General features: G+C 30.6%; 16 protein-coding genes. 9 read left to right on the forward strand and 7 right to left on the reverse strand.

Features of this window, described 5'->3' with window-relative positions; genetic code table 11:
- The first annotated feature begins 313 nt into the window (after positions 1-313).
- The 4 genes from recQ to ACE193_RS24355 all read left to right on the forward strand — a co-directional run bounded on the left by recQ (position 314) and on the right by ACE193_RS24355 (position 6430).
- A complete protein-coding gene (gene recQ, locus ACE193_RS24340; protein ID WP_375560786.1) occupies positions 314-2503 on the forward strand; it encodes a DNA helicase RecQ in 2190 nt (729 codons plus the stop codon).
- 204 nt (positions 2504-2707) lie between these two features.
- Positions 2708-3373, forward strand: a complete 666-nt coding sequence (locus ACE193_RS24345; protein WP_375560787.1) for a hypothetical protein — start codon at positions 2708-2710, stop codon at positions 3371-3373.
- 272 nt (positions 3374-3645) lie between these two features.
- Positions 3646-4974, forward strand: a complete 1329-nt coding sequence (gene murA, locus ACE193_RS24350) for a UDP-N-acetylglucosamine 1-carboxyvinyltransferase (protein WP_375560788.1) — start codon at positions 3646-3648, stop codon at positions 4972-4974.
- 34 nt (positions 4975-5008) lie between these two features.
- Positions 5009-6430, forward strand: coding sequence for a DUF6056 family protein (locus ACE193_RS24355; RefSeq protein WP_375560789.1), 1422 nt, complete (start codon positions 5009-5011; stop codon positions 6428-6430).
- 10 nt (positions 6431-6440) lie between these two features.
- Here ACE193_RS24355 and ACE193_RS24360 read toward each other — a convergent pair whose 3' ends face one another.
- The 5 genes from ACE193_RS24360 to ACE193_RS24380 all read right to left on the reverse strand — a co-directional run bounded on the left by ACE193_RS24360 (position 6441) and on the right by ACE193_RS24380 (position 10777).
- Positions 6441-7196: a tRNA(His) guanylyltransferase Thg1 family protein gene (locus ACE193_RS24360; RefSeq protein ID WP_375560790.1), complete on the reverse strand. Its 756-nt coding sequence runs from the start codon at positions 7194-7196 to the stop codon at positions 6441-6443.
- A complete protein-coding gene (locus ACE193_RS24365) occupies positions 7186-7632 on the reverse strand; it encodes an ATP-binding protein (protein WP_375560791.1) in 447 nt (148 codons plus the stop codon). Before ACE193_RS24365 ends, ACE193_RS24360 begins: the two co-directional genes overlap by 11 nt.
- Positions 7633-7721: 89 nt before the next feature.
- Positions 7722-8138 (reverse strand): acyl-CoA thioesterase, encoded by a 417-nt coding sequence (locus ACE193_RS24370; RefSeq protein ID WP_375560792.1) that lies wholly within the window; start codon positions 8136-8138, stop codon positions 7722-7724.
- A 51-nt stretch (positions 8139-8189) separates the two neighbouring features.
- Positions 8190-8933 (reverse strand): hypothetical protein, encoded by a 744-nt coding sequence (locus ACE193_RS24375; RefSeq protein WP_375560793.1) that lies wholly within the window; start codon positions 8931-8933, stop codon positions 8190-8192.
- Between the two features lie 158 nt (positions 8934-9091).
- A complete protein-coding gene (locus ACE193_RS24380) occupies positions 9092-10777 on the reverse strand; it encodes a M28 family peptidase (protein ID WP_375560794.1) in 1686 nt (561 codons plus the stop codon).
- Between the two features lie 287 nt (positions 10778-11064).
- Between ACE193_RS24380 and ACE193_RS24385 the strand changes: the two genes are divergently transcribed.
- From ACE193_RS24385 to ACE193_RS24405, 5 genes are all read left to right on the forward strand, one after another.
- On the forward strand, positions 11065-12540 hold the full coding sequence (locus tag ACE193_RS24385; protein ID WP_375560795.1) for a glycine-rich domain-containing protein: 1476 nt from the start codon (positions 11065-11067) through the stop codon (positions 12538-12540).
- 219 nt (positions 12541-12759) lie between these two features.
- Positions 12760-14154, forward strand: coding sequence for a saccharopine dehydrogenase family protein (locus tag ACE193_RS24390; RefSeq protein WP_375560796.1), 1395 nt, complete (start codon positions 12760-12762; stop codon positions 14152-14154).
- Positions 14155-14432: 278 nt separating this feature from the next.
- Positions 14433-14789 (forward strand): hypothetical protein, encoded by a 357-nt coding sequence (locus ACE193_RS24395; RefSeq protein WP_375560797.1) that lies wholly within the window; start codon positions 14433-14435, stop codon positions 14787-14789.
- 56 nt (positions 14790-14845) lie between these two features.
- Positions 14846-16132: a hypothetical protein gene (locus tag ACE193_RS24400; protein WP_375560798.1), complete on the forward strand. Its 1287-nt coding sequence runs from the start codon at positions 14846-14848 to the stop codon at positions 16130-16132.
- Between the two features lie 218 nt (positions 16133-16350).
- Positions 16351-16662 (forward strand): hypothetical protein, encoded by a 312-nt coding sequence (locus ACE193_RS24405; protein ID WP_375560799.1) that lies wholly within the window; start codon positions 16351-16353, stop codon positions 16660-16662.
- 138 nt (positions 16663-16800) lie between these two features.
- Here ACE193_RS24405 and ACE193_RS24410 read toward each other — a convergent pair whose 3' ends face one another.
- Complete coding sequence (locus ACE193_RS24410) at positions 16801-20844, reverse strand: SpoIIE family protein phosphatase (RefSeq protein ID WP_375560800.1); 4044 nt, start codon at positions 20842-20844, stop codon at positions 16801-16803.
- A 252-nt stretch (positions 20845-21096) separates the two neighbouring features.
- Positions 21097-23520, reverse strand: a complete 2424-nt coding sequence (locus tag ACE193_RS24415; RefSeq protein WP_375560801.1) for an endonuclease MutS2 — start codon at positions 23518-23520, stop codon at positions 21097-21099.
- Positions 23521-23884: the final 364 nt, after the last annotated feature.

The following is a 23884-nucleotide window of genomic DNA, read 5'->3' on the forward strand; positions in this document are numbered from 1 at the left end:
ATATTCGTAACTGTTTTACAAATAATTTATAACTAAATAGTGAATAGAAAAGTACGATAGTGTGAATTATTTTTCTTTCTATTCTAATAAAACACATAATTAGCCTTGTTTTCTAAAAGTTTTGTGCTAACTTTATTATATAAATAAAAAAATAAAATTTCAATCAGCACGAAATAATAAGATATAGTAGAAGACAAAAGATTTAGATAAGATTCAAATAAATGGATAGATGTAATTAATTAAAATTACAGATCATCTAATCTCGTATTACACTATTTCCTAAGTCGTACCCTATCTTACAAAAGGTTTTAAAATGGTAGAGCAAAAAATAAATCTCAAAAAAACACTTAAAGAAGTTTTTGGATATAATCAGTTTAGAGGAAATCAAGAAACAATTATTCAAAATCTTCTTGATGGCAAAAATACATTTGTAATTATGCCAACAGGAGCAGGCAAATCGCTTTGTTATCAACTCCCTGCTATTGTAAGGGAAGGAACAGCGATTGTCATTTCGCCTTTGATAGCTCTCATGAAAAATCAAGTCGATCAGCTCAATGCAGTTGGAATAAATGCTTCTTTTCTCAATTCTACGCTCTCTAAATCAGAAAGTAATAAAGTAAAAAAATCAGTATTGGCAGGAGATACAAAACTACTCTATGTTGCCCCTGAATCTCTTACCAAACAAGAAAACTTAGACTTTTTAGCGAAAGCAAATATTTCTTTTATTGCTATTGATGAAGCACACTGTATTTCAGAATGGGGACACGATTTTCGTCCAGAATACCGTCGTATTCGTTTCATTGTAGATGCCTTAGGGGATTTGCCTATCATTGCTCTTACAGCAACGGCAACACCAAAAGTACAACAAGATATTCAGAAAAATCTTCACATGGAAGATGCAAATGTTTTCAAAACTTCATTTAATCGTCAGAATTTGTATTATGAAGTGCGTCCGAAAACAAATGTAAAAAAGCAACTCATAAAATATTTAAAAGGAAAGAAAGGACAATCAGGAATTATCTATTGTTTGAGTAGAAAAAAAGTAGAAGAAATACACGAGTTTTTAAAAGTTAATGATATAAAATCACGTCCTTATCATGCAGGTTTGGATTCTAGTATCCGAATGCAAAATCAAGATGCATTTCTCAATGAAGAAGTAGATATTATTGTAGCTACAATCGCCTTCGGAATGGGAATTGATAAGCCAGATGTTCGTTGTGTGATTCATTATGATGCTCCAAAATCATTAGAAGGATATTATCAAGAAACAGGACGAGCAGGAAGAGATGGACTCAATGCTGATTGTATCATGTTTTATAGTCCAGAAGATATTCACAAACTAGAAAAATTTAATAAAGACAAACCTGTTACAGAGCGAGATAATGCCCGTTATTTACTACAAGAAATGATGGATTATGCTACTTCTGGAGTTTGTAGAAGAAGACAATTACTTCATTATTTTGGTGAAAATGTAGAAAAAGATGGAGGCTTTAATGATAATACTGACAAACCAAGACCAAAATTTGAAGCTAATGAACATGCTGAATGGGTTTTGAAAGCTGTCAAAGAAACAGAAGAACGTTTTACGATTAGTCATATTGCTGATGTACTAATGGGAAAAGAAACAGATTATGTCAAAAGTTATAGTCATAATAAAGTAAGTGTTTTTGGAAAAGGAAAAGACCAAACAGTTCAGTATTGGCGTTCTGTAATTCGTCAAGTTTTATTATTCAATTATCTCAATAAAGACTTTGATAATCATGGTGTGGTAAAACTCAATGATAAAGGACGTAAGTTTTTGGAAGACCCAAAAGCACATAAAGTAATGCTAACAGAAGACCATGATTTTAGCAAAATTACGGCTGAAGACGAAGAAAAAGAAATTGGAGGAACAGCACAAGACAAAGGACACGACCCTGTTTTATTTGATTTACTCAAAAAATTACGTAAAAAATTAGCAAAAGATAAAGGATTTCCTCCTTATGTAATCTTTCAAGACCCAAGTTTGGAAGAAATGGCAACCGTTTATCCGACTACAAATGACGAACTGGCACAAATAAATGGTGTCGGAATGGCAAAAGTGGATAAATTTGGTAAAGTATTCTTAGATGCCATCAACAAATATGTGGAAGATAATGATATCGAAACAGATGCAGAAGTTTTAGTAAAACAAACAGCTAATAAATCAAAAGTTAAGATTTTTATTATCCAACAGATTGATAGAATGATTGATTTAGAAGAAATTGCTGATGCAAAAAATATGAAAGTAGGAGATTTAATTTCTGAAATAGAACATATTTGTTATTCAGGAACAAAATTAAATCTTGATTATTATATTGATAAAATAATGGATTATGATCGTCAAGATGAAATCTATGACTACTTTATGAATGCAGAAACAGATAGTATTCAAGATGCTTTAGATGAATTCGAAGAAGACGAATATGGCGAAGACGAACTCCGACTCATGCGTATTAAGTTTTTGTCTGAGTATGCGATGTAATTTGAATGCGTGTAATTAAACTCAAAAAAATACGTTCAGAAGTAATTATTAAAAGAAAGATATTCTTATTTATTTAGGAATATCTTTTTTCTTTTTTACTATTTATGAGTAAATATGTATAAAGAAATTTTTTCTTTGTAAAATCCTATAAACTTTTTTTTATCATTTACGTTCATTATAAAAAACTATCCTAAATAAACAATTATGAATACTTACTTTTCTAAATTAAGATCTTTTATTAGGTCTTCCTTCTTTATTTTTTGTGCTATTAGTACTTTAAGTTTATCTAGCTGCTCTGATACTATTGATAGTTGGGAGCAAGTAGATTCTGAAAAAGTATTATTGGCAGCTTCTTCGTCAAATTCTTTACAAAAAAATGAATTTGAGAGAGTTCTTACAAAATTTTTAGCTATCCCTTCTGATAATGAACTAAAAGAATATATTCATCCCAAACTTGGTTTTTATATCAATCACAAACCAGGGGCTGTGTCTATTGTCGAACATTTCCAAGATTTAGATGAAGTATATGAACAACTACCTCATTTAGAATCCTATTTCAAAAAATTCAATGGAAAAAATCCAAAAAAAGAGGAAATGCCTAGATTTGATTGTGAGTCATTTTCAAAACAAGGTACATTTTATCAAACAACTTCTTCTTTCAATGAAATAGAAAAAGGAATAGAAATAAATGAAAAAATAATTGAGAAAGTGCATTCAAAGGAAGAGAAAGAATTTGCCAAAAATACAGACAAAAAAATAAGTCGTATTGTTGTTTTGACAGATGATTATCTTGAAATTGGATTTACTAATGTTGATGGAAAGTGGTATATGCTTTGGTTTAATTTAGCAAAATTTGATTGTTCAGCTTGATAAATTAAGTGAAATTTTTTCAACTTTGACAGTCCTTTCACAAGGCTGTCAATAGTTTATGCAACCTAAACTCTTGTCAGAGTTATTTTGGATTACCAAAAAACGACTGACAAAGTTTTTATGAACTTGTCCTTATTCAATGTTCTTATTTCGTACTCAATTAAATTAATAATTCTTTTCTTAGCATTCGTTTTGTAATTGGTAATCAAAACCCTTAAATTTCTGCTACTTTTAAAAATAAGACTAAAAAACTAAAACAAGAATTAGCAAAAATGACAAAACTAAAAGAATCTGTAACCTTTGAAGTAGAAGGGGGAACACCATTAAAGGGAGAAATCACACCACAAGGGGCAAAAAATGAAGCATTACAAATACTTTGTGCTGTTTTACTGACTGCCGAACCTGTCATTGTACATAATATTCCTCTGATTCGTGATGTATTAAAACTTATTGATTTATTAGGACATTTAGGAGTAAAAACAGAGAAAATAAGCGACCATTCCTATAAATTTGAAGCAAAAGATATAAATTTAGAATTTTTGTATAGCTCTGATTTTATTCAAAAGGGAGGTGCATTGCGTGGTTCTGTTATGATAATGGGACCTCTTTTGGCTCGTTTTGGAAAGTGCCGTCTAGGACAACCAGGAGGAGATAAAATTGGAAGACGAAGATTAGATACTCATTTTAAAGGATTTGAAGAATTAGGCGCACGCTTTAGTTATGATTCTGAAAATAAATATTATAATGTCGATGCAACTGATTTGAAAGGAAAGTATATTTTATTAGAAGAAGCATCAGTAACAGGAACAGCAAATATTTTGATGGCTGCTGTACTTGCTAAAGGAAAAACAACTCTTTATAATGCAGCTTGTGAGCCTTATATTCAACAGCTTTGTGATATGCTTTGTAGAATGGGCGCAAAAATAGAAGGTATTGGTTCGAATCTTCTGATTATTGAAGGTGTCGAAACATTAGGAGGAACAGAACATACCATGCTTCCAGATATGATAGAAATAGGTAGCTTTATTGGTCTTGCTGCGCTGACTGCTTCCGAAATTCGTATCAAAAATGCTCGTATAGATAAACTAGGTTGTATTCCGAATACATTCAAAAAACTAGGAGTTCAGATGGTTTTTGAAGATGATGATATTATTATTCCTGCTCAAGAACATTATCACATAGATTCTTTTATTGATGGTTCGATAATGACTATTTCAGATGCGCCTTGGCCTGGTTTTACACCTGATTTGATTTCCATTGTTTTGGTGGTGGCTACACAGGCACATGGAACGCTCATGATTCATCAAAAAATGTTTGAAAGTCGTTTGTTTTTTGTAGATAAATTGATTGATATGGGGGCAAAAATTATTCTTTGCGACCCACACCGTGCTACTGTTTTAGGACTAGGAAGACAACAAGATTTGAGAGGTATTACGATGACTTCTCCTGATATTCGTGCAGGTGTTTCTCTTCTTTTGGCAGCTCTTTCGGCACAAGGAAAAAGTACTATTCACAATGCAGAACAAATTGATAGAGGATACCAGTTTATTGATAAGCGTCTGAATGCTTTAGGGGCAAAAATCAAACGTATTGAAGAATAATAGTTAATCATTTTATTAAAAAAAAGAAAGAAAAATGATTCTATCTAAAAAAGCATACAGCCTAAATTTGAAAATCATTTTTCTTTTTTTGTGTATTCTACCTTTTTTTGTCTTGGCTTTTTTTGCTCGCCCAGTAGCTGATGAATATAATTTTTTTAACTCTCTCTCTTCTATGAGTATATGGGAGTTTGTCTATTCTATGTATATGGGGTGGTCAGGACGATATTTTTCTGTTTTTTTTAGCTATTTTTTTTTAAAGGCTATATCGTACCATCCTATACTTTATTCTATATTTATTTTTTTTATACTTATAATTAATTTTTTAAGTTATTATTGGGTTATAAATAAACTCAATTTTACAAACTCTATTAAAGAGAAATTACTACTTACAGCAAGTATTTTTGTTTTATATATATATGGAATGCCAAGTTTTGCAGAGGGGTTTTATTGGTTTATTTGTGCTTTAGGCTATATATTAGCTAATTGTTTTGTTCTTTTTTGGGTTGGATTTTTAATTGAACGAGAAGCTAAAATTAAGGACTCAAAATCTTCTGCTAAAGAAAATCTATTTATCTTTTTTTCTACTTTTGCACTCTGTGGAAGTATAGAACTTATATCTTCTTTTGTGGTAGGTTTTATAGCCGTAATTTGGCTTACAAAAGTCATAACCATTAAGAAAATAGATAAGTTTTATAGTTTGTTACTTCTTTTTTCTTGTATTTGCTTTTGCTTTTCCATTTTTGCAGAAGGAAATTCTGTTAGAGCTTCTAGTTTTTCAGGTCTTTCCAATCCTATGGTTATTTTACCCAAACTCATTCCTAATTCTTTAAATTATATTTTTTATTGGTTTTTCGAAACACCTATTCTGATTTTTACTTTATTTTATCTTCCTTTTGCTCAAAAAATTGTTTCTAATTCTAGTTATAATTTTATTTTTAAAATAAATCGTTTTTGGGTTTTGGTAGTTTGGATAGGAGTTGTTTTTGGTAGTTTTTCTATTGGTTATATTTCTATTGGTGGTGAACTTCCGATGCGTATCAATAATATTGTTTATTTTTTATTTTTGACAGGTTGGTTTTATGTAGTAAGTGTATTTGTTTGTTTTTATTCTAATGAAATGAATGACGAATTTTCTATTTTAACAAAACCTTCTGTTTTTACAAAATTGATTGCTCCTTTAGTTGTTTTTTTATTTTTGTATAAAGAAAATAATGCTATTCGTTTAGCGTATGCAGATATTTTAAAGGGAAAAGCATATAATTATGCTCTGCAATTAGAAGAAAGAAAAGAATTGCTAATGTATTGTGAATCAGATACTTGCGTTGTTCCGAAAATCAAAAATCCTCCTCATACTATTTATGAACCTTCACTAGACTTGAGTACCAATCCAGAAGATTGGAAAAATAAATCACAAGCTGTTTATTTTGGTGTAAAGGTCATACAAGTAGAGGAGTAAGTATGTGTTGTTAGACTAGAAATTCTTTTATAAAGTTACTATAAGCATCTTTCATTTCTAAATCCATATCAACGAATAACTGTTTCCTTTCTGTTATTTTTATTTCTTTCGTGATAGGATTTACACCTCTTTTTTGATATTCTTTCCAATAAATTCCAATTCCTCTCTTTTGCCAACTTGGTAAATCATTAAAATTGATACCATAACTAAAAAGAAGTTCGTTTTTATCAGCTACCGAAACAGTTTCAAGCCTTTGTGTGGCTTTTTTAGCTGTAAATCCATCTTTTCTTAATATCCAATAACAGTGTGCATTGAGTGCATTTCTAAAGGCATCTTCATTACGCCAACGAAAATAATCTACAACATCTTCTTTAGTGGGAAGTTGAGAAATACGGCAATCAAAAGCAGCTAAATCATTCAATAAAAGTGAAAATTTGGCACTTGCTTCTCCTGCAAGAATAGAATTGTACTTTCTAGTTTTTCGGTTAAAAGCTGTTTCATTTTGATTAAAAAGCAATGAAATTTCATCACTTTCTGTGTACCCATAAACAACATTGAAACCTACATTCATTAAGTGTTTTACAGTCTCTACCATATAATCTCTAAAACGAATATCAAATGGAGTTTCAAAATTGTGTTTCTGTTTGGTTAGGGTGGTAAAATTTCTGCCATCAATTCTAGCAACCATATAAATTTGGGGGAGTACGCATATATCACTATTGGTTTCATAGATTCGCATACGTTTGTCTAAATCATCAAATTTCATTTTTTAGTTTTTTAAGTTGAGCATTTTTTTCTTCTGTATTGAGTATATATATTTCATCAAAACCCTCTTCATAGGTAGGAAGTTCCATTTTTTTATATGTAGATAAAATTCCAATTTCAGCAATTTTGGCTTTTCCTTCTCTCAACTCATTTCTTTTTAAGGCTGTTTGTATGGGGATTTCAAACAAAATTCCAATAATTTTAAAACCTCTTTTTTTTAACTTTTGAATATATTTTGTACGTTCTTTTTTTGTTGGATTGGTATTATCAATGACCAAACGCTGCTGAAATTCTAAACAAAAATCTAAAAGCTTGGATTCTTTATTTCTTGTATTGAGTAAATCTAAACTAATTCGTAGGTGCGAATTAAAATATCTTTTTTTATAAAAAGTTGATTTTCCACTTCCTTGTATTCCTATAAAAATGATTGCTTCCATTATTGTATTGTTTGTAATTATGCTCACAAAAAAACTTCTATATTGTGATAAACAACATAGAAGTTTTTTTGATTTAAGAAAAAATAAAATTAGTTACTTAACTCTCCCACAAACATTTCTCTTATTTCTTCCGTAGTTGCAACAGCCCTTTGTGTTTTTGCATCAAACAAAACAAAAGTAATGATAGCATCACAAACTACTGTATCTGTATTTTCTAAATAAATAGTTTGTTGAAAAGTACTTTTTTTACTTCCTACTTCTGCAAGATTATCTAATTTACTTTTTATGACAATCGTCTGACCTACAGAAGCAGGATAACGGTAGTTAATATTTACATTTACCACTACAAACATAATATTTTTCTCTTGAAGTGTTTTTAGTGCATCACTTTCTTCAAAAAATGCCCATCTAGCTTCTTCAAAAAACTCTAAATAACGAGCATTATTAACATGTTGATAGCCATCTAAATGGTATCCTCTTACTTTTATTTTTACTTCTTTTGTCATTTTTTTTATTAATTATAATAAATTAAATAGAAATATTCTTTGTCTGTGTGTTTACTTTACAAGTTTGTACCTTTGTTCTTTTGTAAAAACTCCATCAGGAGTCGTATAAATTAAAGACATTTTATTACCTGTAAATTCTATTATTTTATATGTTTCTGCAAAAGCATCTATTCCAAAGGTAATTGTATTGTTTTGCTTGTCATAAACCCATTGATTAGTTCCTTCAGGGTTTCCTGGAAATGGACAAATATCTGTTTGATACCTTTCAACTTGCCCATCTCTGTCCTCTTTTGCTGTCTCTGTACGACGAATAAAATCATGATAGAGTTGATTAGAACAGTTCGGAAAAGCAGGATTTCCATTAATAAGAGCAGCTGTTTGTTGCCATCGTTTTTTGTATATTCCTGTTAGTTTTGCTTCAAAAGGAGTATTTATTGTAATTGTAGTTGTATTTTCTTGTGCAAGATTAGGCAAACTGACAAATGTTTCTGTGTACCAATTATTAAGTTCATTTTTTTCAATATTTACATAATAATCAAAAATTTCTACGTCTAAGGCTACTTGAATCAATCCCTCTTCATTTGTATAAAGAGTTTCTATAATTTGAGATTTTCTTGTATTTAATGCCATTTCATCAAAGTAAAATTCCACTTTTGCATTATCAACAGGCTGACCAAGCGTATCAACCACATACAATTCTAACAAACGAACAGGTTCTACTCTACCTTCTCTACACGAAGAAAAAAGCACACAAAAAGATAATAAACCAAATAGAGTGTTATATATTTTTTTCATAAAATTATTTTTTTTGTTTTTATAAAATACAAGTTGCAAAATTTGCGTAGTGTTATTTAAAAACTCTGACTACACAATTCATTATTTTTTTAATTGCACAAAATTAAATAATAATTTATACACTTTCTATTTGAGATAATAAAAAAATAGATAAAGGATTAATTTTGGTCTTCAAAAGTATTTTTTTCTATTTTTTTAGGACTTTCTTCTTGATTGGCAAGTTGCCAAGTAGTATAAAAAATAAGTTTAGTTACTTTTTCTACTCGTTGATAATCTATTTTTTCGGCTGTATCGCTTGTTTTGTGGTAATCTTTATGGTCTGGACTAGTATAAAAAATGACAGGAATATCATATTTAGCAAAACTATATTGGTCAGAACGATAAAAAAATTCTTCTGGATGTTTTTTAGAATTATACGTATAATCTAAATTGATTTTTGTAAAAACACTATTTGCTTGCTCATGAGTTTGATGTAAAACAGGCGATAACCAGTCTGAACCCACAATGCTTACATAATCATTTGCTGGATATTTATTTTTTGGTAGATATTCTCTTCCAATCATATCAATATTTAAGTTTGCAACCACATTTGAAATAGGAAAAAGTGGTGCAATATCAGCATAATAAGAAGAGCCCAACATACCTACCTCTTCGGCAGTCGTTGTCATAAATAAAATACTTCTTCTTGGTGCAAAACCATCTTTTTTGGCTAAAGCAAATACTTTTGCAAGTTCCATCAATGCAGCTACACCAGAAGCGTTATCATCTGCACCTGCGTAATAAGTAGTTTTATCTTTTCCTAAGTGGTCATAATGAGCCGAAATAATAATTAATTCTTCTTTTGCACTTGTTCCCTCTACAAAACCAATTATATTTTCTGTATTCAAAGTTGTTGCATTTTCTTTTTTTACATCAATAGAAATTGTTGTATAAGGAAGATTCGAAGGGATTTTGTTTTCTTTAAATTGTTCTTCTATGCTTTCCCATTCTGAGTCTGAATAATCAAATAATTCGGCTGCTGTTTGCATAGAAAGAAAATAAACACCACTGCTTTTTTCTGTTTTCAGTGTATAAATATCTTCATTTAGGTATTTATTTTTTTGAAGTCTTTTGGTATTTATTTTAAAATTATCTGAATTTGTGAGAATAAAAAATATAGCTTTTGCACCTGCTTTTTGAGCTTCAAGGACTTGTTTTTCTGTTTTTTCATTCCAATCTTGATTTGAATAAAAAATATCTTCTTTGTCATACGTATTCAAAAATAAAGCTACTCCACGTCCATTCATTTGTTCGTTGGGTAGAATAGAATAACCTGTCAAAACGACATTTAATTCATTTTCATTGTGAAGATAAGTCAATGGATTTGCCAAAAAATCTGCTTTATTTTTATATATATTTTCTTTGCCTTCTTTTTGTGTTTTTATGGTTACGATAGGAGTTGTGCTTTTTTCTATCTCAAACTCTTGTAAATAACGTTTGCCCACTTCTGTAGGAACGGCTGGCTCAAGGTCATTTTTTATAAAAAAATCTTGAATATATAACCCTGCCATTTTTTGCCCTCGTTCTCCTACTTTTCGCCCTTCAAAACTTTCTGATGCAAGTAATTCAATATGATTTTTTAGATTAATGGCTTCTATATTGTCTGCATAATAAGTTTGTGTACTTTGTTGAAGTGCTGAGAGATAGTTTTGTATTGTATCTATATTTGTATTTCTTCTACTGGTTTGAGTTGTAGATGTATCTTGATTATCAGATTTTTGTGAAATACAATTTGTAGAGGAAAATAGAAATAATAAAATAATTAAATTAAAAAATAAAGTAATTATTGTAGATTGAAATTTCATAAATATTGGATAGAATGCTTTTGATTAAAAATGTCTTATAAAAATAACTAATCTTTAATTAAGACTTTATTTAGTTATTTTCAAAGGTAACTTATTATTTAGATAGAAAGAACAACTAAATAAGTCCATTTCTGTTAGATGTAATGAATAGTTTTAAGAATTTGTAATAAATTAGATGACTCTACGACCAATTATTTATTAGAAATAAAAACCTTTTTTAATGGTTTTTACGTATTTTAGAAGAACAAACTATATGTCTTAGAGCGAATCATCCAAATTTTATACACATGAATATAGAAAAATCACGACAAAAAGACACTCAAAAAAGCAATGAAAATGAAAAAAGTCTAGTGTCTTGGAATAACATAAAAAGATTTGATTTCAATAAACCTCTTACAGATTATGGATTTGTAACTCGTTTGGCTGATGAAAACAAATGGACAAAAAATTTTACAGAAAAAGCTATTTTGGAATACAAAAAATTCATGTATTTGGCTGCAACGGCTGGTACAATGGTTTCTCCTTCCGAAATAGTGGATATTGTTTGGCATCAACATTTGATTTTTACGGAATCGTACAATGAGTTTTGTAATTTATTAGGAAAGAAAATTCAACATATTCCTTCTACACATAATAAAGCCGAATTTGAAAAGTTTAAATCTGCAAAAGATAATACAACCAAACTTTACGAACAAAACTTTGGAAAGCAACCTAAAGATATTTGGGAATATACTACCATGTATCAGTCTTTACATCTAAAAGCATCTACAACTACAAAAGAGAAAGTTGTTGTTTTGGGTTCTGTCATTTCTTTGATAGTTCTTATTCCTGTGCATTTTTTGATGCAACCTTTTTATAGCCAAATAAATGGTTCAGATTTTTTCTTGCTTTATATTCCTTTGATTATAGTTGCTCTAATTGCTCTAAATACTTTTAATAGTTCTTATTTAAAAGGTGTTGTGAAAGGTTGGTCTAAAGAGGGGTTTATTAATGATTTATCTATTTCTGAAGTCATTTATTTAAAAACAGGAAAGAAAAATGATGTTGTGCATCATGCCACCAATAATTTGGTAAAAAATAAAGGATTAAAAATTAGTAGCCAGAATGAAATAAAATTTAATAAACACATAACCCTTAAATCAGTAGAGGATTTTGTAATTCTTGATTCTTTTACCATTCTTTCAGCTAAGTCTGAACAAGTATTTTATCCAGCACTTTTGAGGGAACTCATGAATAAAGAAATATTCAAAAACACCTATCAAGCAATGGATAAGTTTATCGAAACAGTAAAGGCTTCTGCTTCTTTTATGAAATTATTTTTGATAAATTATGTAACTATTTCCATTCTCATGATGATTGGTTGTATTCGTCTTTTTATGGGAATGTCAAACAATAGACCTTTTGCATATATAGCAATTCTATTATTTGTTTTGCTTATTGTGGCTATTATTCATTTATATGGTTTGTCTAACAAAATGGCAAGAAGTGTTATTCCAAATTTCTACAAACATACAGTTCTTCCTCAAAAGTATGGTCAAAAAATTAGTAATGATACGAATCACGATTGGAGTTATATGTATGTAGATAGTGCTGCTTTTGATGCTTCATTTATACCTCTCATAGCTTATACAGACAAAAATAGTTCATCATCCAGTAGTGATGGAGGTTCGTGTGGAAGTAGTTGTGGCTCTTCGTGTGGAAGCTCATGTGGTTCTTCATGTGGAAGTGGCTGTGGTGGAGGCTGTGGAGGTTGTGGTGGATAGGAAATATTTGTTTTTTTGTTTTAAAAAAAGGTTCAAACTTTGCTTTTGAGCCTTTTTTATTGACAATTTTAGAATCGTTCTAAAAAAACCTATTAAAACATTTCTAAGTTTTTTTTGCAAGAGAATCCAAACCATGTTTACTTTGTTGTATGGTACGACATTTGAAAAGAATTGGCTACCAAAAAACAATAACACACAACACACATAAAGTCAAAAACAATGAAAAACGTGGTAATACTTGGTGCAGGACGCTCATCCTATGCACTCATCGATTATTTAGTAGAACATAGCAAAGAAAATGATTGGCAAATTGAAGTAGGAGATTTAGATATTTCGTTGGCTCAAGAAAAAATAAAAAACCACGAAAGAGCACCAGCTTTTCAGTTTGATGTTTCTGATTTAGAAGAGTGTAGAAAAATTGCTAGGCGTGCTGATTTGGTAATTTCTCTTTTACCTGCATTTTTACATGCGCCTGTGGCAGAAGTTTGTGTTCAAGAATCAACATCTATTTTTACGGCTTCTTACGTTTCTCCTCAAATGCAAAAGTTAGATGCAGAGGCAAAACAAAAAGGACTTTTGCTTTTAAATGAAATCGGTCTTGACCCTGGAATTGACCACCTTTCGGCGATGCAAGTTTTGGATAAAATACGTTTTCATAATCAATCAGAAGATGAAAAAGCAGAGATTACAGCTTTTCGTTCGTTTACAGGTGGACTTTTAGCACCTGAGTCTGACAACAATCCTTGGAATTATAAATTTACATGGAATCCTAGAAATGTAGTTTTGGCAGGACAAGGAACAGCAAAATTCATTCAAAACCATCAATATAAATATGCACCTTATCATCGTCTTTTTTCTTATTGTGAGCCGATTGAATCAAAAGAATTTGCTCAAATAAATCAACACGATGAAGAGTATAAATTTGAAGGTTATCCAAATAGAGATTCATTGCAATATCGCTCTACTTATGGTTTGGATACTATTCCGACAATGCTTAGAGGAACGATTCGAAGAAATGGTTTTTGTAATTCGTGGGATACATTTGTTCAATTAGGAATGACAGACGATTCTTATAAAATTGAAAACTCAGATAAATTGACTTATAGACAGTTTGCCAATATGTTTTTCAAATATGACCCTTTTTTATCGTTAGAGGAAAAACTAAAAACAATCTATAATTTCTCTGATTCAAAACTCAAACAATGGGAGTTTTTAGGATTCTTTGAGGATAAAAAAATAACACTTCAAAATGCTTCTCCTGCTCAAATATTGCAACATCTTTTAGAGGAAAAATGGACATTAGACCCACAAGATAAAGACATGATTTTGATGCAACACAGAATTAAATATACATATCAAGGAAAAGCAAAAGAACTAACGTCTTCGCTTGTTGTTTTTGGAGATGACAGCAAACATACAGCTATGGCAAAAACAGTAGGACTTCCATTAGCGATTGCAGCAAAATTATATTTAACAGGAAATCTGCATTTAAAAGGTGTTCAGATTCCAATTCATAGGGAAATTTATGAACCTGTTTTGGCAGAATTAGAAAATCATGGAATTATCTTTAAAGAAGAAATTGCAGAAATTGATAAAAGTGAACTTTATAGTTAAAAAATTGGATAGGCTCAACCCCACTATATTTTAAGAACCCTCAGTTTCTTTGTGCTGTTGTTGGTGTTTTAGCGACACCAACAACAGCATGTTAAATTGATTTTCTAAATATCTTAATGATATTTTGGTCAGATAAAAATGCTATTTCGTAGAAAAATATTTGTTTTTTAAGCTAAAAATATGTTAATTAGGATAAAGACTTTATACTTTAGTTTTCCTTATTTTTTTAGCAAAAAGTATATAGTTTTAAACTATCTTTTCATATAACTCCTCAAAATATGCAAGAAGTAGCTACTATTAAATCTTGGATAAATGTTCATGCAAGCCCTTTTGCTTGGCAACGTATTTTGTTCAAACTCTTACCAGAATTCAAAAAAGAAGGTTTTTTCTTTCATACAATAACAGATGATAGTCAGCTTTCGCCTACTCTATTAGAAAAAATATCAGAGGCTCTTTTTGATGCCTATAAATTAGAGCTTTCAAGAGATTTTTTTAAAAAACCTGTTCAAAAAACAAATACAATTCCTGAAAGTGAAGAGCAAAAAAAAGAAGTAAGTCAGAACAAAATGGCAGAAACAGATGAGATTGATTTTCCAAACAATGATACAGAAGACTCAGATGATTCTTTTCAATAGAAAACACATTTCTTTATCTTATTTCTATTTCCCTACTAACTATTATTTATAAAATTATGCAACAGACTACTCAACTTTTGAGAGGAAGTTATCATTATGATAGAAATGTTTATGTAGCTGCTGGCGAACCGATGATTTTTCATTGCCATCATTATAATGCGTATTTACAAGCTGTCATTGAAGATACAAGTTCGTATCTTAATGTATATCCGATGCTTTCAGATAGCGCACAAGAGATTGTTTACACACAGTTTTCTAATTTTTTTAAGGAAGAAATAAATAAAAAACTATCACTAGAAGATAAAAAATACATCTGTCAAGATTATTTCCGTTTTTGTGGTTTTGGGATTATTAATTTAACAAATCTCACAAAAGAAGGAGGAACAGTAACTTCACCATCCGAACATTATGGTATTGGCTGGAAGACTAAATTTGGTCTTAGGGAAAAAAATAAAAAAGGAGTTGCTTTTTTTGCTGCAGGTTATATTGCAGGTGCAACCGAAGCTATTTTTGATTTGCCATTAGGAACACTTTTTACCCAACAAAAAACATGTATTTCACAGGGAAATAAAGAAAGTGTTTTTGAAGTTTTGTTAAGAAAGAATGATACAGAAAATACGAATTTAGTGGCTTCTCCACAAGAAGGAAAATATCAAACCTATCAGCTCAAGCAACCTTCAAATACATCTATTGATTATGATGGAATACGCCAGGCTCTTACAAATATGGATTTGCAAGGAGATTCAAAAACAGGTTTGATTGATGCTTTTGGAGTTTTGCTTACTCGTATGTATGCCAATTATTACTGTTTAATTTCTTATAAGTTATTACAGCTTTTTGAAGATGAAATGGGTAATGATGGACTTCCTTTAGCTGCACAACTACTCACAGAGGCTGGTCATGTGTGTGCGTATAATACCTTTGGTGGAGTGATGCAATCTACCGAATGGAATGCCATGATAAAACCAATGATTCATAATAAAGAAGATTGGACACACGGAATTACTGCTGTTGTAAATGCTTTTGGTTGGGGCTTTTGGGAAATAGAAGAGCTAAAACCCAATCAAGAACTCCAAATGAAAGTAGTAAGTGGTTATGAACCGAATAATTATCTAGCTCATTTTGATGCAAATAATGAATTGCCTATTTCGTTTTTAGCCTCTGGAGGAATAGCAGGAATTATGAATTTGATTTATAACACCTCTTTAACAGAAGAGTTTATTACTTTAGATGAAAATGAGTATAAAAAAATGATTCAGAACCCGTCTCTTTTCGAAACTCAAAAACATATTTGTAGAGTAAAAGAAGGTAGTCAGTTTGACCAAATTACAGTTATGAGTTGATTATGTACTAGGGCAAACGCACGAAAATAAAATATGCAGTATTATACTCTTTTTGGTCTATTTTTTTAGTTTTAAAATTCAAGCGAGGGCGAGGACGCTTGAATTAGACAAAAGCTGGTTTAAGCGTCCTCGCTTGAACCAATTTAAAAAATAAAATAAAATTTCGTGCGTTTGCCTAATTATGAACTGAAATCTAACAGAGTTAAGTCACATTTAAAATGAATACTTATTTTGAAATAAAACAAATCAAAAATTGCCGTAGATTTATACGAAATTGTTATACACTTTTGAAACCGATTGATAAAAAATTATTAATTCAATTAGAAAATTACGGTTATTTAGAAATTCAAAATTTTTCTTCTTTTTCTCCTTTGGCAAAAGATTCCTTCAAACTAAAACTAGAAGATATTTTAGAAATTACAGGGGTGATAGAAGGGAAACAGTTTTTTATTACTATTTCAAAAACAGATTTGAGTCTAGTAGAAAAAATTGAACAAGAACTAGTAGATTGGACAAAAAATAATTCATAAAAAACGAGTTGGATATATTATTCAACTCGTTTTTTATTGATTCTATTTTACTAAGGAATAGAAATTAAATAAACTACTCATTTCGAAATAATAAATCATTGTTATTCAATGTATTATATTCGTAATTGTTCCTAAAGGTTATATTCTAATTCCAATAATGGTAATATCATCACGTTGATTTGTTGTTTCTTGAAAATTATCCAAATAATCTACCAAATGTAAATATTGTTCAGCGAGTAATTTGTCAGAAATTTGGCGTATCATATCCAAAAATTTGAGTGTACCTATTTTATTTCCATTTGGATTGTTTTGATCAACATAACCATCTGTGGTAAGATAGAGAGTTGTACCTTTTGGTACTTGAATTTCATTATTTTCAAACGGTTTTTCAAGATATTGCTTTCCTCCAATCGAACGTCTTGTTGCTGGGATAATTTCTAATTCAACTTTCTCTGTGTTAGAATTTAAGTTTGGTAATGCATAATACAAAGCTCGTTTTGCACCTGCGTATTCTATTTTTACAGTAGAATTATTTTCTGATTCTTTAAAATGAAATGCACATAAACACATATCCATTCCATCAGAGTTTGATTCTTGATTTTGATGAAGAGCAGCTACCAAACGTTTATTCATTTCTTCCAAAACTTCAGAAGGTTTGGCATTCGGAATTTCATTAATTATTTCTGTCAGAATAGAGTGTCCTATCATAGACATAAATGCTCCTGGAACTCCATGTCCTGTACAATCAATCGCAGCAAGATAGGTAATACCTTCTCTTTGAGCTAACCAATAAAAATCTCCACTTACAATATCTTTTGGATTGTAGAGTATAAAATGTTCTGTAAATAACTTTGCAAATTCGTTTTGATGAGGCAAAACTGCACCTTGAATTGTATTTGCATAACGAATAGAATCCGTAATATTTCTATTTTTTTCTTCAATCATTTGATACGCTGAAACGTTATCTAAAGCAATAGAAGTATAAGCAGCAAGAGTCCTAAGAATAGTGAGTTGTTGTTCTTTATAAGCATCTTTTTCTAGGCTTTGTACTGTAATTACTCCAACAGGTTTATTTTCCACAAACAAAGGAAGATACACAAAAGATTGAGGGATTTGTCCTACTTTGGTTACAAACTTTTCTCCTTTTTCTTCTTGCATTTTTTGTAAATCAGTCAAGAAATTATTTTCGATGAGTTCTTTCTGTTGAGTAAAACAAATAACAGATTTACTATCCTTTTCTTCTAGTCTATCATAATGAAAAGGCATTTCTTCATTATTTTCTATAAAACCAGAAAACTCAATGCGTTGTAGCTGTGGGTTGTAAAGACCAATTCCAAAAAACTCAGCAGGCATAAGTGCATTTACATTGCTATAAACAGTTTTTACTAAATCGTTTTGATTTAAAATTTGAGTAATTTTTTGCCCAATTTCAGAAAGAATTTGAATATTTTTATACGACTTTTCTACTTCATCTTTTTGAAGTGAAATTTCTTGATTTTGTTCTGTAATAGAAAGATTTGCTTCTCTTAAACTTTCAGCTTGTGCTTCAATCTCTTCTTTTTGTTGATTGATTTCTGCATTAGCGAGCATTACATTATTGGCTTGTTGTTCAATTTCTTCTTTTTGTTGTTGTATTTCGGCAGTCCTTTGTTGTACAATAGCTTCCAAGTTTTCTTTTTCTTTTTCCAAACGACGACCATTCCACTTTACAGCAAACCAAACGACACCAATAGCCAACAAAGCATACAGAATAAAAGCAAACCAAGTACGATAAATAGGAGGTTCTATATGAAAAGAATATCCAGCGATATTACTTATTCTCTCATAGCTATTCTTTCCTTCTACTTCAAAAGTGTATTCTCCTTCAAAAAGATTGGTATAAATCGCCTTACTATCTGTTGTCCATTCGCTCCACTCATCACTAAATCCCTTCAAACGATAACGGTATTTGCTTTTTCCTTCTCCAAAATTAGGTAATGAAAATTCAAAGGTAATTGAGTTCAAATCATAAGGTAAATCTTCATCTAATGAAATAATTTGATAGGAAGGGTTTTTATTGATAAGATATTTTTGTGTAAATCCACCATAAACAACAGAATCTTTTCCAACTTGTACTTTCCGAATCAATATATTCCTTGCTTTATAATAATCTGTATCTCGTTTTGGGTCGTATCTAAAAACACCCTCCGAACCACCAAACCACATCGTTCCGTCAGGAGCTAAATAATGAGCCAAAACCATCATTTCATGTATTTTTTTGAATGGGGTTTCATAAAGCTGATAACTTCCGTCAGCTTGTTTTTTTGCTATTCCGATAGAACCTGTTGCACTTTGCAAACCTGCATACCACAAATCTCCATTGGAAGATTCTGTAAATGAAAAAATATCTCTACTTGCATCTGTAAGACTTGTGTTTTCTAACTCTGGTGCAAGAATCATTTTATCAGTAGTCTCATCATATTTATAAAGTCCTTTTTCAGTAGCAAAAACTACATCATCTCCAAAAGGATACACCAATACATTTTTGAGAGATAAAAACCCTTGCTCTTCTGTATAGTATTTTATTTTATTAGCTGTAATCTCTTCAGGATTTTCATAATATGGAATTTTGATAGCACCATTTCTAAATGTACCTAACCAAAGATTACCATTTTTATCTTCTGCCATCATTCTGACATCATCATTTAGCTCTTTTATTTGTCCTTCATTTTTCCATTTTCCATTTTCGTATCGTATAGCATTTACACCACTTCCAGTTAGTAAGAAAATACGATTGGGGCTTTTGGGAGATTGATAAAAATCAAATACATTATCTTGATTTATAAATATTCGTTTTGCTGTCGAATCTATAAGTTGATGTAATCCATTATTATCACTTACTAATAAGATTTCTTTTTGTGCTACTTTCTCTTCAGAAACAGGAGTAAAACGAGTAAATGCCCATGTTTGAGTACTTAGTGGTGTATCTCCTATTACTCTTTTGGCTTTATCTCCATCTAAATAATACAAACCTTGATGTGTAGCAACATATATTCTACCTTCAAAATAATACATAGCTTCGACAACACCATCTAATCCTGAATTTTTATCCCAAAAAGAAATAGGAGATGCCGTTTCTACGTGTGCAACACCCTTATTCATGGCTACAAATAAATTTCCTTTATCTGTAACAGTCATATCATAAATGGCATTTGTTAGAAGCCCTGTACTTTCAACTACTTTTTGTTGAAGCACTCCTTTTTCATTTAGAATATAAATACCACTTCTTACATCTAAAATGGCAATTTCATTGGAAGGTAAACGTACTACCTTATTATAAATTCCATACGAATAATTTATTTTTTGTAAAAGATTTAAAAACTCGGTATATTCTTCTGATATATCTTTTGGTTGGCTGGTTTCGAATTGAGAAGTAGAAACACGATATAATTTTCTATTAATAATTAGTAGTCTTCCTTCTTCTGAACGAGTGTATTCTCTTGCACAAATGAGAAGTGAATTTTCGGTTTCTTCTAATACAAAATCAATAATATGATTTTGATAAAATGAATTAGCTAAAACAGGAATAAATTTTTTATTTTCTATTTTATGCATTCCTTTCGTAAAATCCCAAAAATAAGCTTTTTGATTTACATTAAAAATGACTTGATAGGCATTATAAGAAAGAGTATCTAATTTTGTACTCTGACCATCATCTTCTAAAATAAATATTTTTCTTAGCGTTGGAGCATAAAAGATAACTTCGTTATTTGTTTCTGTTTTTTGTTGAACAATTTTTAAAATTCTATCAAATTGAGGAATGCTATCTAATAATTCAGTTAGAGATGTGTATTCTAAATATCCTTGAGTGGTAGGATGTAAATAACCAAATTCATTTGTAGCTCCTACATATACTTTTTGCTGATTTTTATTTGAAAAATCGGAATAAAACATGGAAAAGCCTGTGCCTTTATTTTTAGTAATAGGAATTATTTGCCAACTATTTCCATCAAACTCTAAAATACCATCACCATTTCCAATATATATAACTCCACGATTATCCTGTGTCAAACTCCAGTTTTGAACATGTGCTTTGTATTCCTTGGAGGTATAATTATGTATAAATGGTTTTCCTACTTGGGCTTTTAAAGAAAAAGAAACCAAAAAAAGCAGAAAAATAAAACAAGAAAAAGCAATTTGCATTGTCTTGGGACACTTTTTGACTCGTTTTATAGTTAATAAAAAAAATAATTTTTTCAAGGGAAAAAAATAAAATTACGAATAAAAATTAAGGGGGAAGAGAATAGTTATATTCTCTGTACCTAAAATAAGCATTCTATTTAAGAAATACAATTTAAGTTTTGAATATTATAATTAGTCAAATTAACTATATAGCTGCTTATTGCCCTATTAAGCTGACCTAAGTATAAAATAAGGTCAGCCTTGTAGAACTCATTACTTCAATTCGACAAGTGTAATACCTGCTCCACCTCTGTCTGCGTGTTCATCTTTGATGTTCTTCACTTGCGAATACTGACGCAACGCATCTCTAACTACTTGACGCAAAACACCTTCCCCTTTTCCGTGCAATATTCGAAGATTTTTTTGAGAAAGCATGACAGCATCATCCATAAATGAAGTTACTATCGGATTTACTTCTTCAGCACGTTTTCCACGTACATCCAAATCAGGACTAAAATCTAAAACTTTACTATGAAGTGTAGCACCAGAATTAGACGAATTTGTATTTCTAGTTCCTGTAATCGAAGTCGGTAATATAGTTTCATCTACTTTTTGCAAACGACTTATTTTGACGGTTGTTTTAAGTGAACCAATACGAAGTAAAGCATCTTTATTTTTGATAGAAAGAACCTCAGCAACTGCCGTTTGTCCTTTTATCTGTACAAAATCGCCTTCTTTTATCTCAGAATCTACATAACGAATCATTTCTTCATCGCTTTTAGGCATTTCTTTTTCTGTGGTTTCATATTCTATTCGGTTGAGTTCATCTTGAAGAATATCCAAATCTTTTCTAGCTACTTTTGTAGTTTGTTTATCGGCTTGTTGTTCTTTGATGGTTCGAATAGTGTTTTCGATGCGCTGATTTGCTTTTTGGAGTAATGCCTGTGCTTCTTTTTTGGCTTCAAGCATGTATTTTTGTTTGTTTTTCTTTAAGTCATCTTTTAAAGCTTGATTCTCTCTAAGCAATTTATCTACTTCTAAACCTTGTTTTCTGAGGGAAGTTTGTTCTCTATCTAAATTCGAACGCTGTTTTTCTAGTTGTCTTAAAAGACGTTCTACTTCTACTTGTTCACCTCCTATTTTTGAGCGAGCTGATTTGATAACATCGGAAGGTAAACCTATTTTTTTAGCAATTTCTAGTGCAAACGAACTTCCAGGTTTTCCTATTTCTAATTTAAAGAGAGGTTCTAATTTATCAACATCATAGCGCATTGCTCCATTGACAATAAACTGTGATTTTTCTGCCATAAATTTCAAATTCGCATAGTGCGTAGTGATTACGGCATACATTCTCTGTTTTTCAAACTCTTCTAAAATGGCTTCTGCTATCGATGCACCTACTTGTGGTTCTGTTCCTGTTCCAAACTCATCTATTAAAGCAAGTGTTCGTTTGTTTCCTGCAATGAGGAATTTTTTCATATTATAAAGATGCGAACTATACGTACTTAGGTCATTATCAATGGATTGTTCGTCGCCTATATCTATAAAAAGCTGGTCGAAAATTCCAATTTTTGAGCCTTCTTGTACTGGAATAAGTAAACCACTTTGAAACATATATTGAAGCAAACCAACCGTTTTGAGAAGAACTGATTTACCCCCTGCATTAGGTCCTGAAATAAGTAAAATTCGTTGATTTCCATCTAAAAACAATGTATTTGGAAGAACTGTTTTTCCTTGTTTTTTATGCGATAAATAAAGTAGAGGATGATACGCATTTTGCCAATCTATTAAAGCACGTTTTTCAAAATCTGGATTAATGGCATTTAATTTTACAGCAAAACGAGCTTTTGCACGAATAAAATCTACTTGAGCCAAAAATTCATACGCATACTTTAAAGTATATAAATGAGGACGTAAAAAAGTCGTTAAGTCAGTCAGAATACGCACAATTTCGAATCGCTCTTGGTGCATAAACTGCTTAATATCATTATTCAAATCTACGATTGCTTCGGGTTCTATAAAAATAGTTTGCCCTGTTGAAGAAGTATCATGAACAATTCCTTTTAACTGTTTGCGATATTCTGTTTTGATAGGAACGACCATTCTCCCTTCTCTAACTGTTGTGTCGACATCGGAACGCAAATAATCATTTTTTCGGAGTTCTTCTACTATTGAAATTAGTTTTTTACGAAGCGTAACCTGTGTTCTGACAATCGCTTGACGGATTTTTTGTAATTCTGGAGAGGCATTACTTCTCATTTGTCCTTTATCATCAATGACTCTTTCTATGTCTTGAATGACTTCATAAGGAACTTCTATATCTTGACACATAGACTGAAGGCGTGGAAATTCTTCTTTTGGCTGTCGTCGGATTACTCTCAACGTTTGATATAATGTATCTAAAGAGCGTTTGACATCATAAAATTCACTTTCTGTCAGAAAGTTATTGACAATAGAAGCCTTAGCAAGATATGCTGTTACATCAAAATAATAACTTTCAGGTGGACTTTGTGATGTTTCTATCAGTTTTTTGAACTCAGCAGTTTGTTCTGTTAGGCTGGCAATGGTATCATAATCATTATGAAATTCCATTTTATCTATAAGCTGTCTTCCCAAAATGCCTTGACACTCATCAGCTAAAAGTTCTCGGACTTTATCAAATCCTAATTTTGTTTCTATATTTTGTGGATAAACCATGTTCAGTTATCAGTAATCAGTGAAACAGTAACCAGTTAATTTCAAATAACTGACAGTTTATCAACTGTCAGAAATAGAGTGATTCTTATGAAACTGTTTTAGTATTTTTATTTTGTAATGCTTAGATAAACTCAATAACCCATTTTCTTTGTTTTTGATTCAAAAAGATAAAACTTTTTTTGAATGGCTTATAAATCAAGGTTTTGATAATTCTATATTGCTCATATAAAAGCAAGTTATTCTTTTACATCAATAGATTTGCTACAAAAAAACCAAATTAATAAAAAAAATTCCGTAATTTGTATATTTATTCTTTTCTATCAATTAATTTTGTAGAATAATTATGATAAAATGTAAGAATAGT

It is taken from the genome of Bernardetia aquimarina (assembly GCF_042180575.1).
Classification (GTDB): domain Bacteria; phylum Bacteroidota; class Bacteroidia; order Cytophagales; family Bernardetiaceae; genus Bernardetia.

Bases quoted from the DNA above. Each gene is read 5' to 3' on its own strand.
- recQ (WP_375560786.1), top strand. From the start codon at position 314: ATGGTAGAGCAAAAAATAAATCTCAAAAAAACACTTAAAGAAGTTTTT.
- ACE193_RS24345 (WP_375560787.1), top strand. From the start codon at position 2,708: ATGAATACTTACTTTTCTAAATTAAGATCTTTTATTAGGTCTTCCTTC.
- murA (WP_375560788.1), top strand. From the start codon at position 3,646: ATGACAAAACTAAAAGAATCTGTAACCTTTGAAGTAGAAGGGGGAACA.
- ACE193_RS24355 (WP_375560789.1), top strand. From the start codon at position 5,009: ATGATTCTATCTAAAAAAGCATACAGCCTAAATTTGAAAATCATTTTT.
- ACE193_RS24360 (WP_375560790.1), bottom strand. From the start codon at position 7,196: ATGAAATTTGATGATTTAGACAAACGTATGCGAATCTATGAAACCAAT.
- ACE193_RS24365 (WP_375560791.1), bottom strand. From the start codon at position 7,632: ATGGAAGCAATCATTTTTATAGGAATACAAGGAAGTGGAAAATCAACT.
- ACE193_RS24370 (WP_375560792.1), bottom strand. From the start codon at position 8,138: ATGACAAAAGAAGTAAAAATAAAAGTAAGAGGATACCATTTAGATGGC.
- ACE193_RS24375 (WP_375560793.1), bottom strand. From the start codon at position 8,933: ATGAAAAAAATATATAACACTCTATTTGGTTTATTATCTTTTTGTGTG.
- ACE193_RS24380 (WP_375560794.1), bottom strand. From the start codon at position 10,777: ATGAAATTTCAATCTACAATAATTACTTTATTTTTTAATTTAATTATT.
- ACE193_RS24385 (WP_375560795.1), top strand. From the start codon at position 11,065: ATGAATATAGAAAAATCACGACAAAAAGACACTCAAAAAAGCAATGAA.
- ACE193_RS24390 (WP_375560796.1), top strand. From the start codon at position 12,760: ATGAAAAACGTGGTAATACTTGGTGCAGGACGCTCATCCTATGCACTC.
- ACE193_RS24395 (WP_375560797.1), top strand. From the start codon at position 14,433: ATGCAAGAAGTAGCTACTATTAAATCTTGGATAAATGTTCATGCAAGC.
- ACE193_RS24400 (WP_375560798.1), top strand. From the start codon at position 14,846: ATGCAACAGACTACTCAACTTTTGAGAGGAAGTTATCATTATGATAGA.
- ACE193_RS24405 (WP_375560799.1), top strand. From the start codon at position 16,351: ATGAATACTTATTTTGAAATAAAACAAATCAAAAATTGCCGTAGATTT.
- ACE193_RS24410 (WP_375560800.1), bottom strand. From the start codon at position 20,844: ATGCAAATTGCTTTTTCTTGTTTTATTTTTCTGCTTTTTTTGGTTTCT.
- ACE193_RS24415 (WP_375560801.1), bottom strand. From the start codon at position 23,520: ATGGTTTATCCACAAAATATAGAAACAAAATTAGGATTTGATAAAGTC.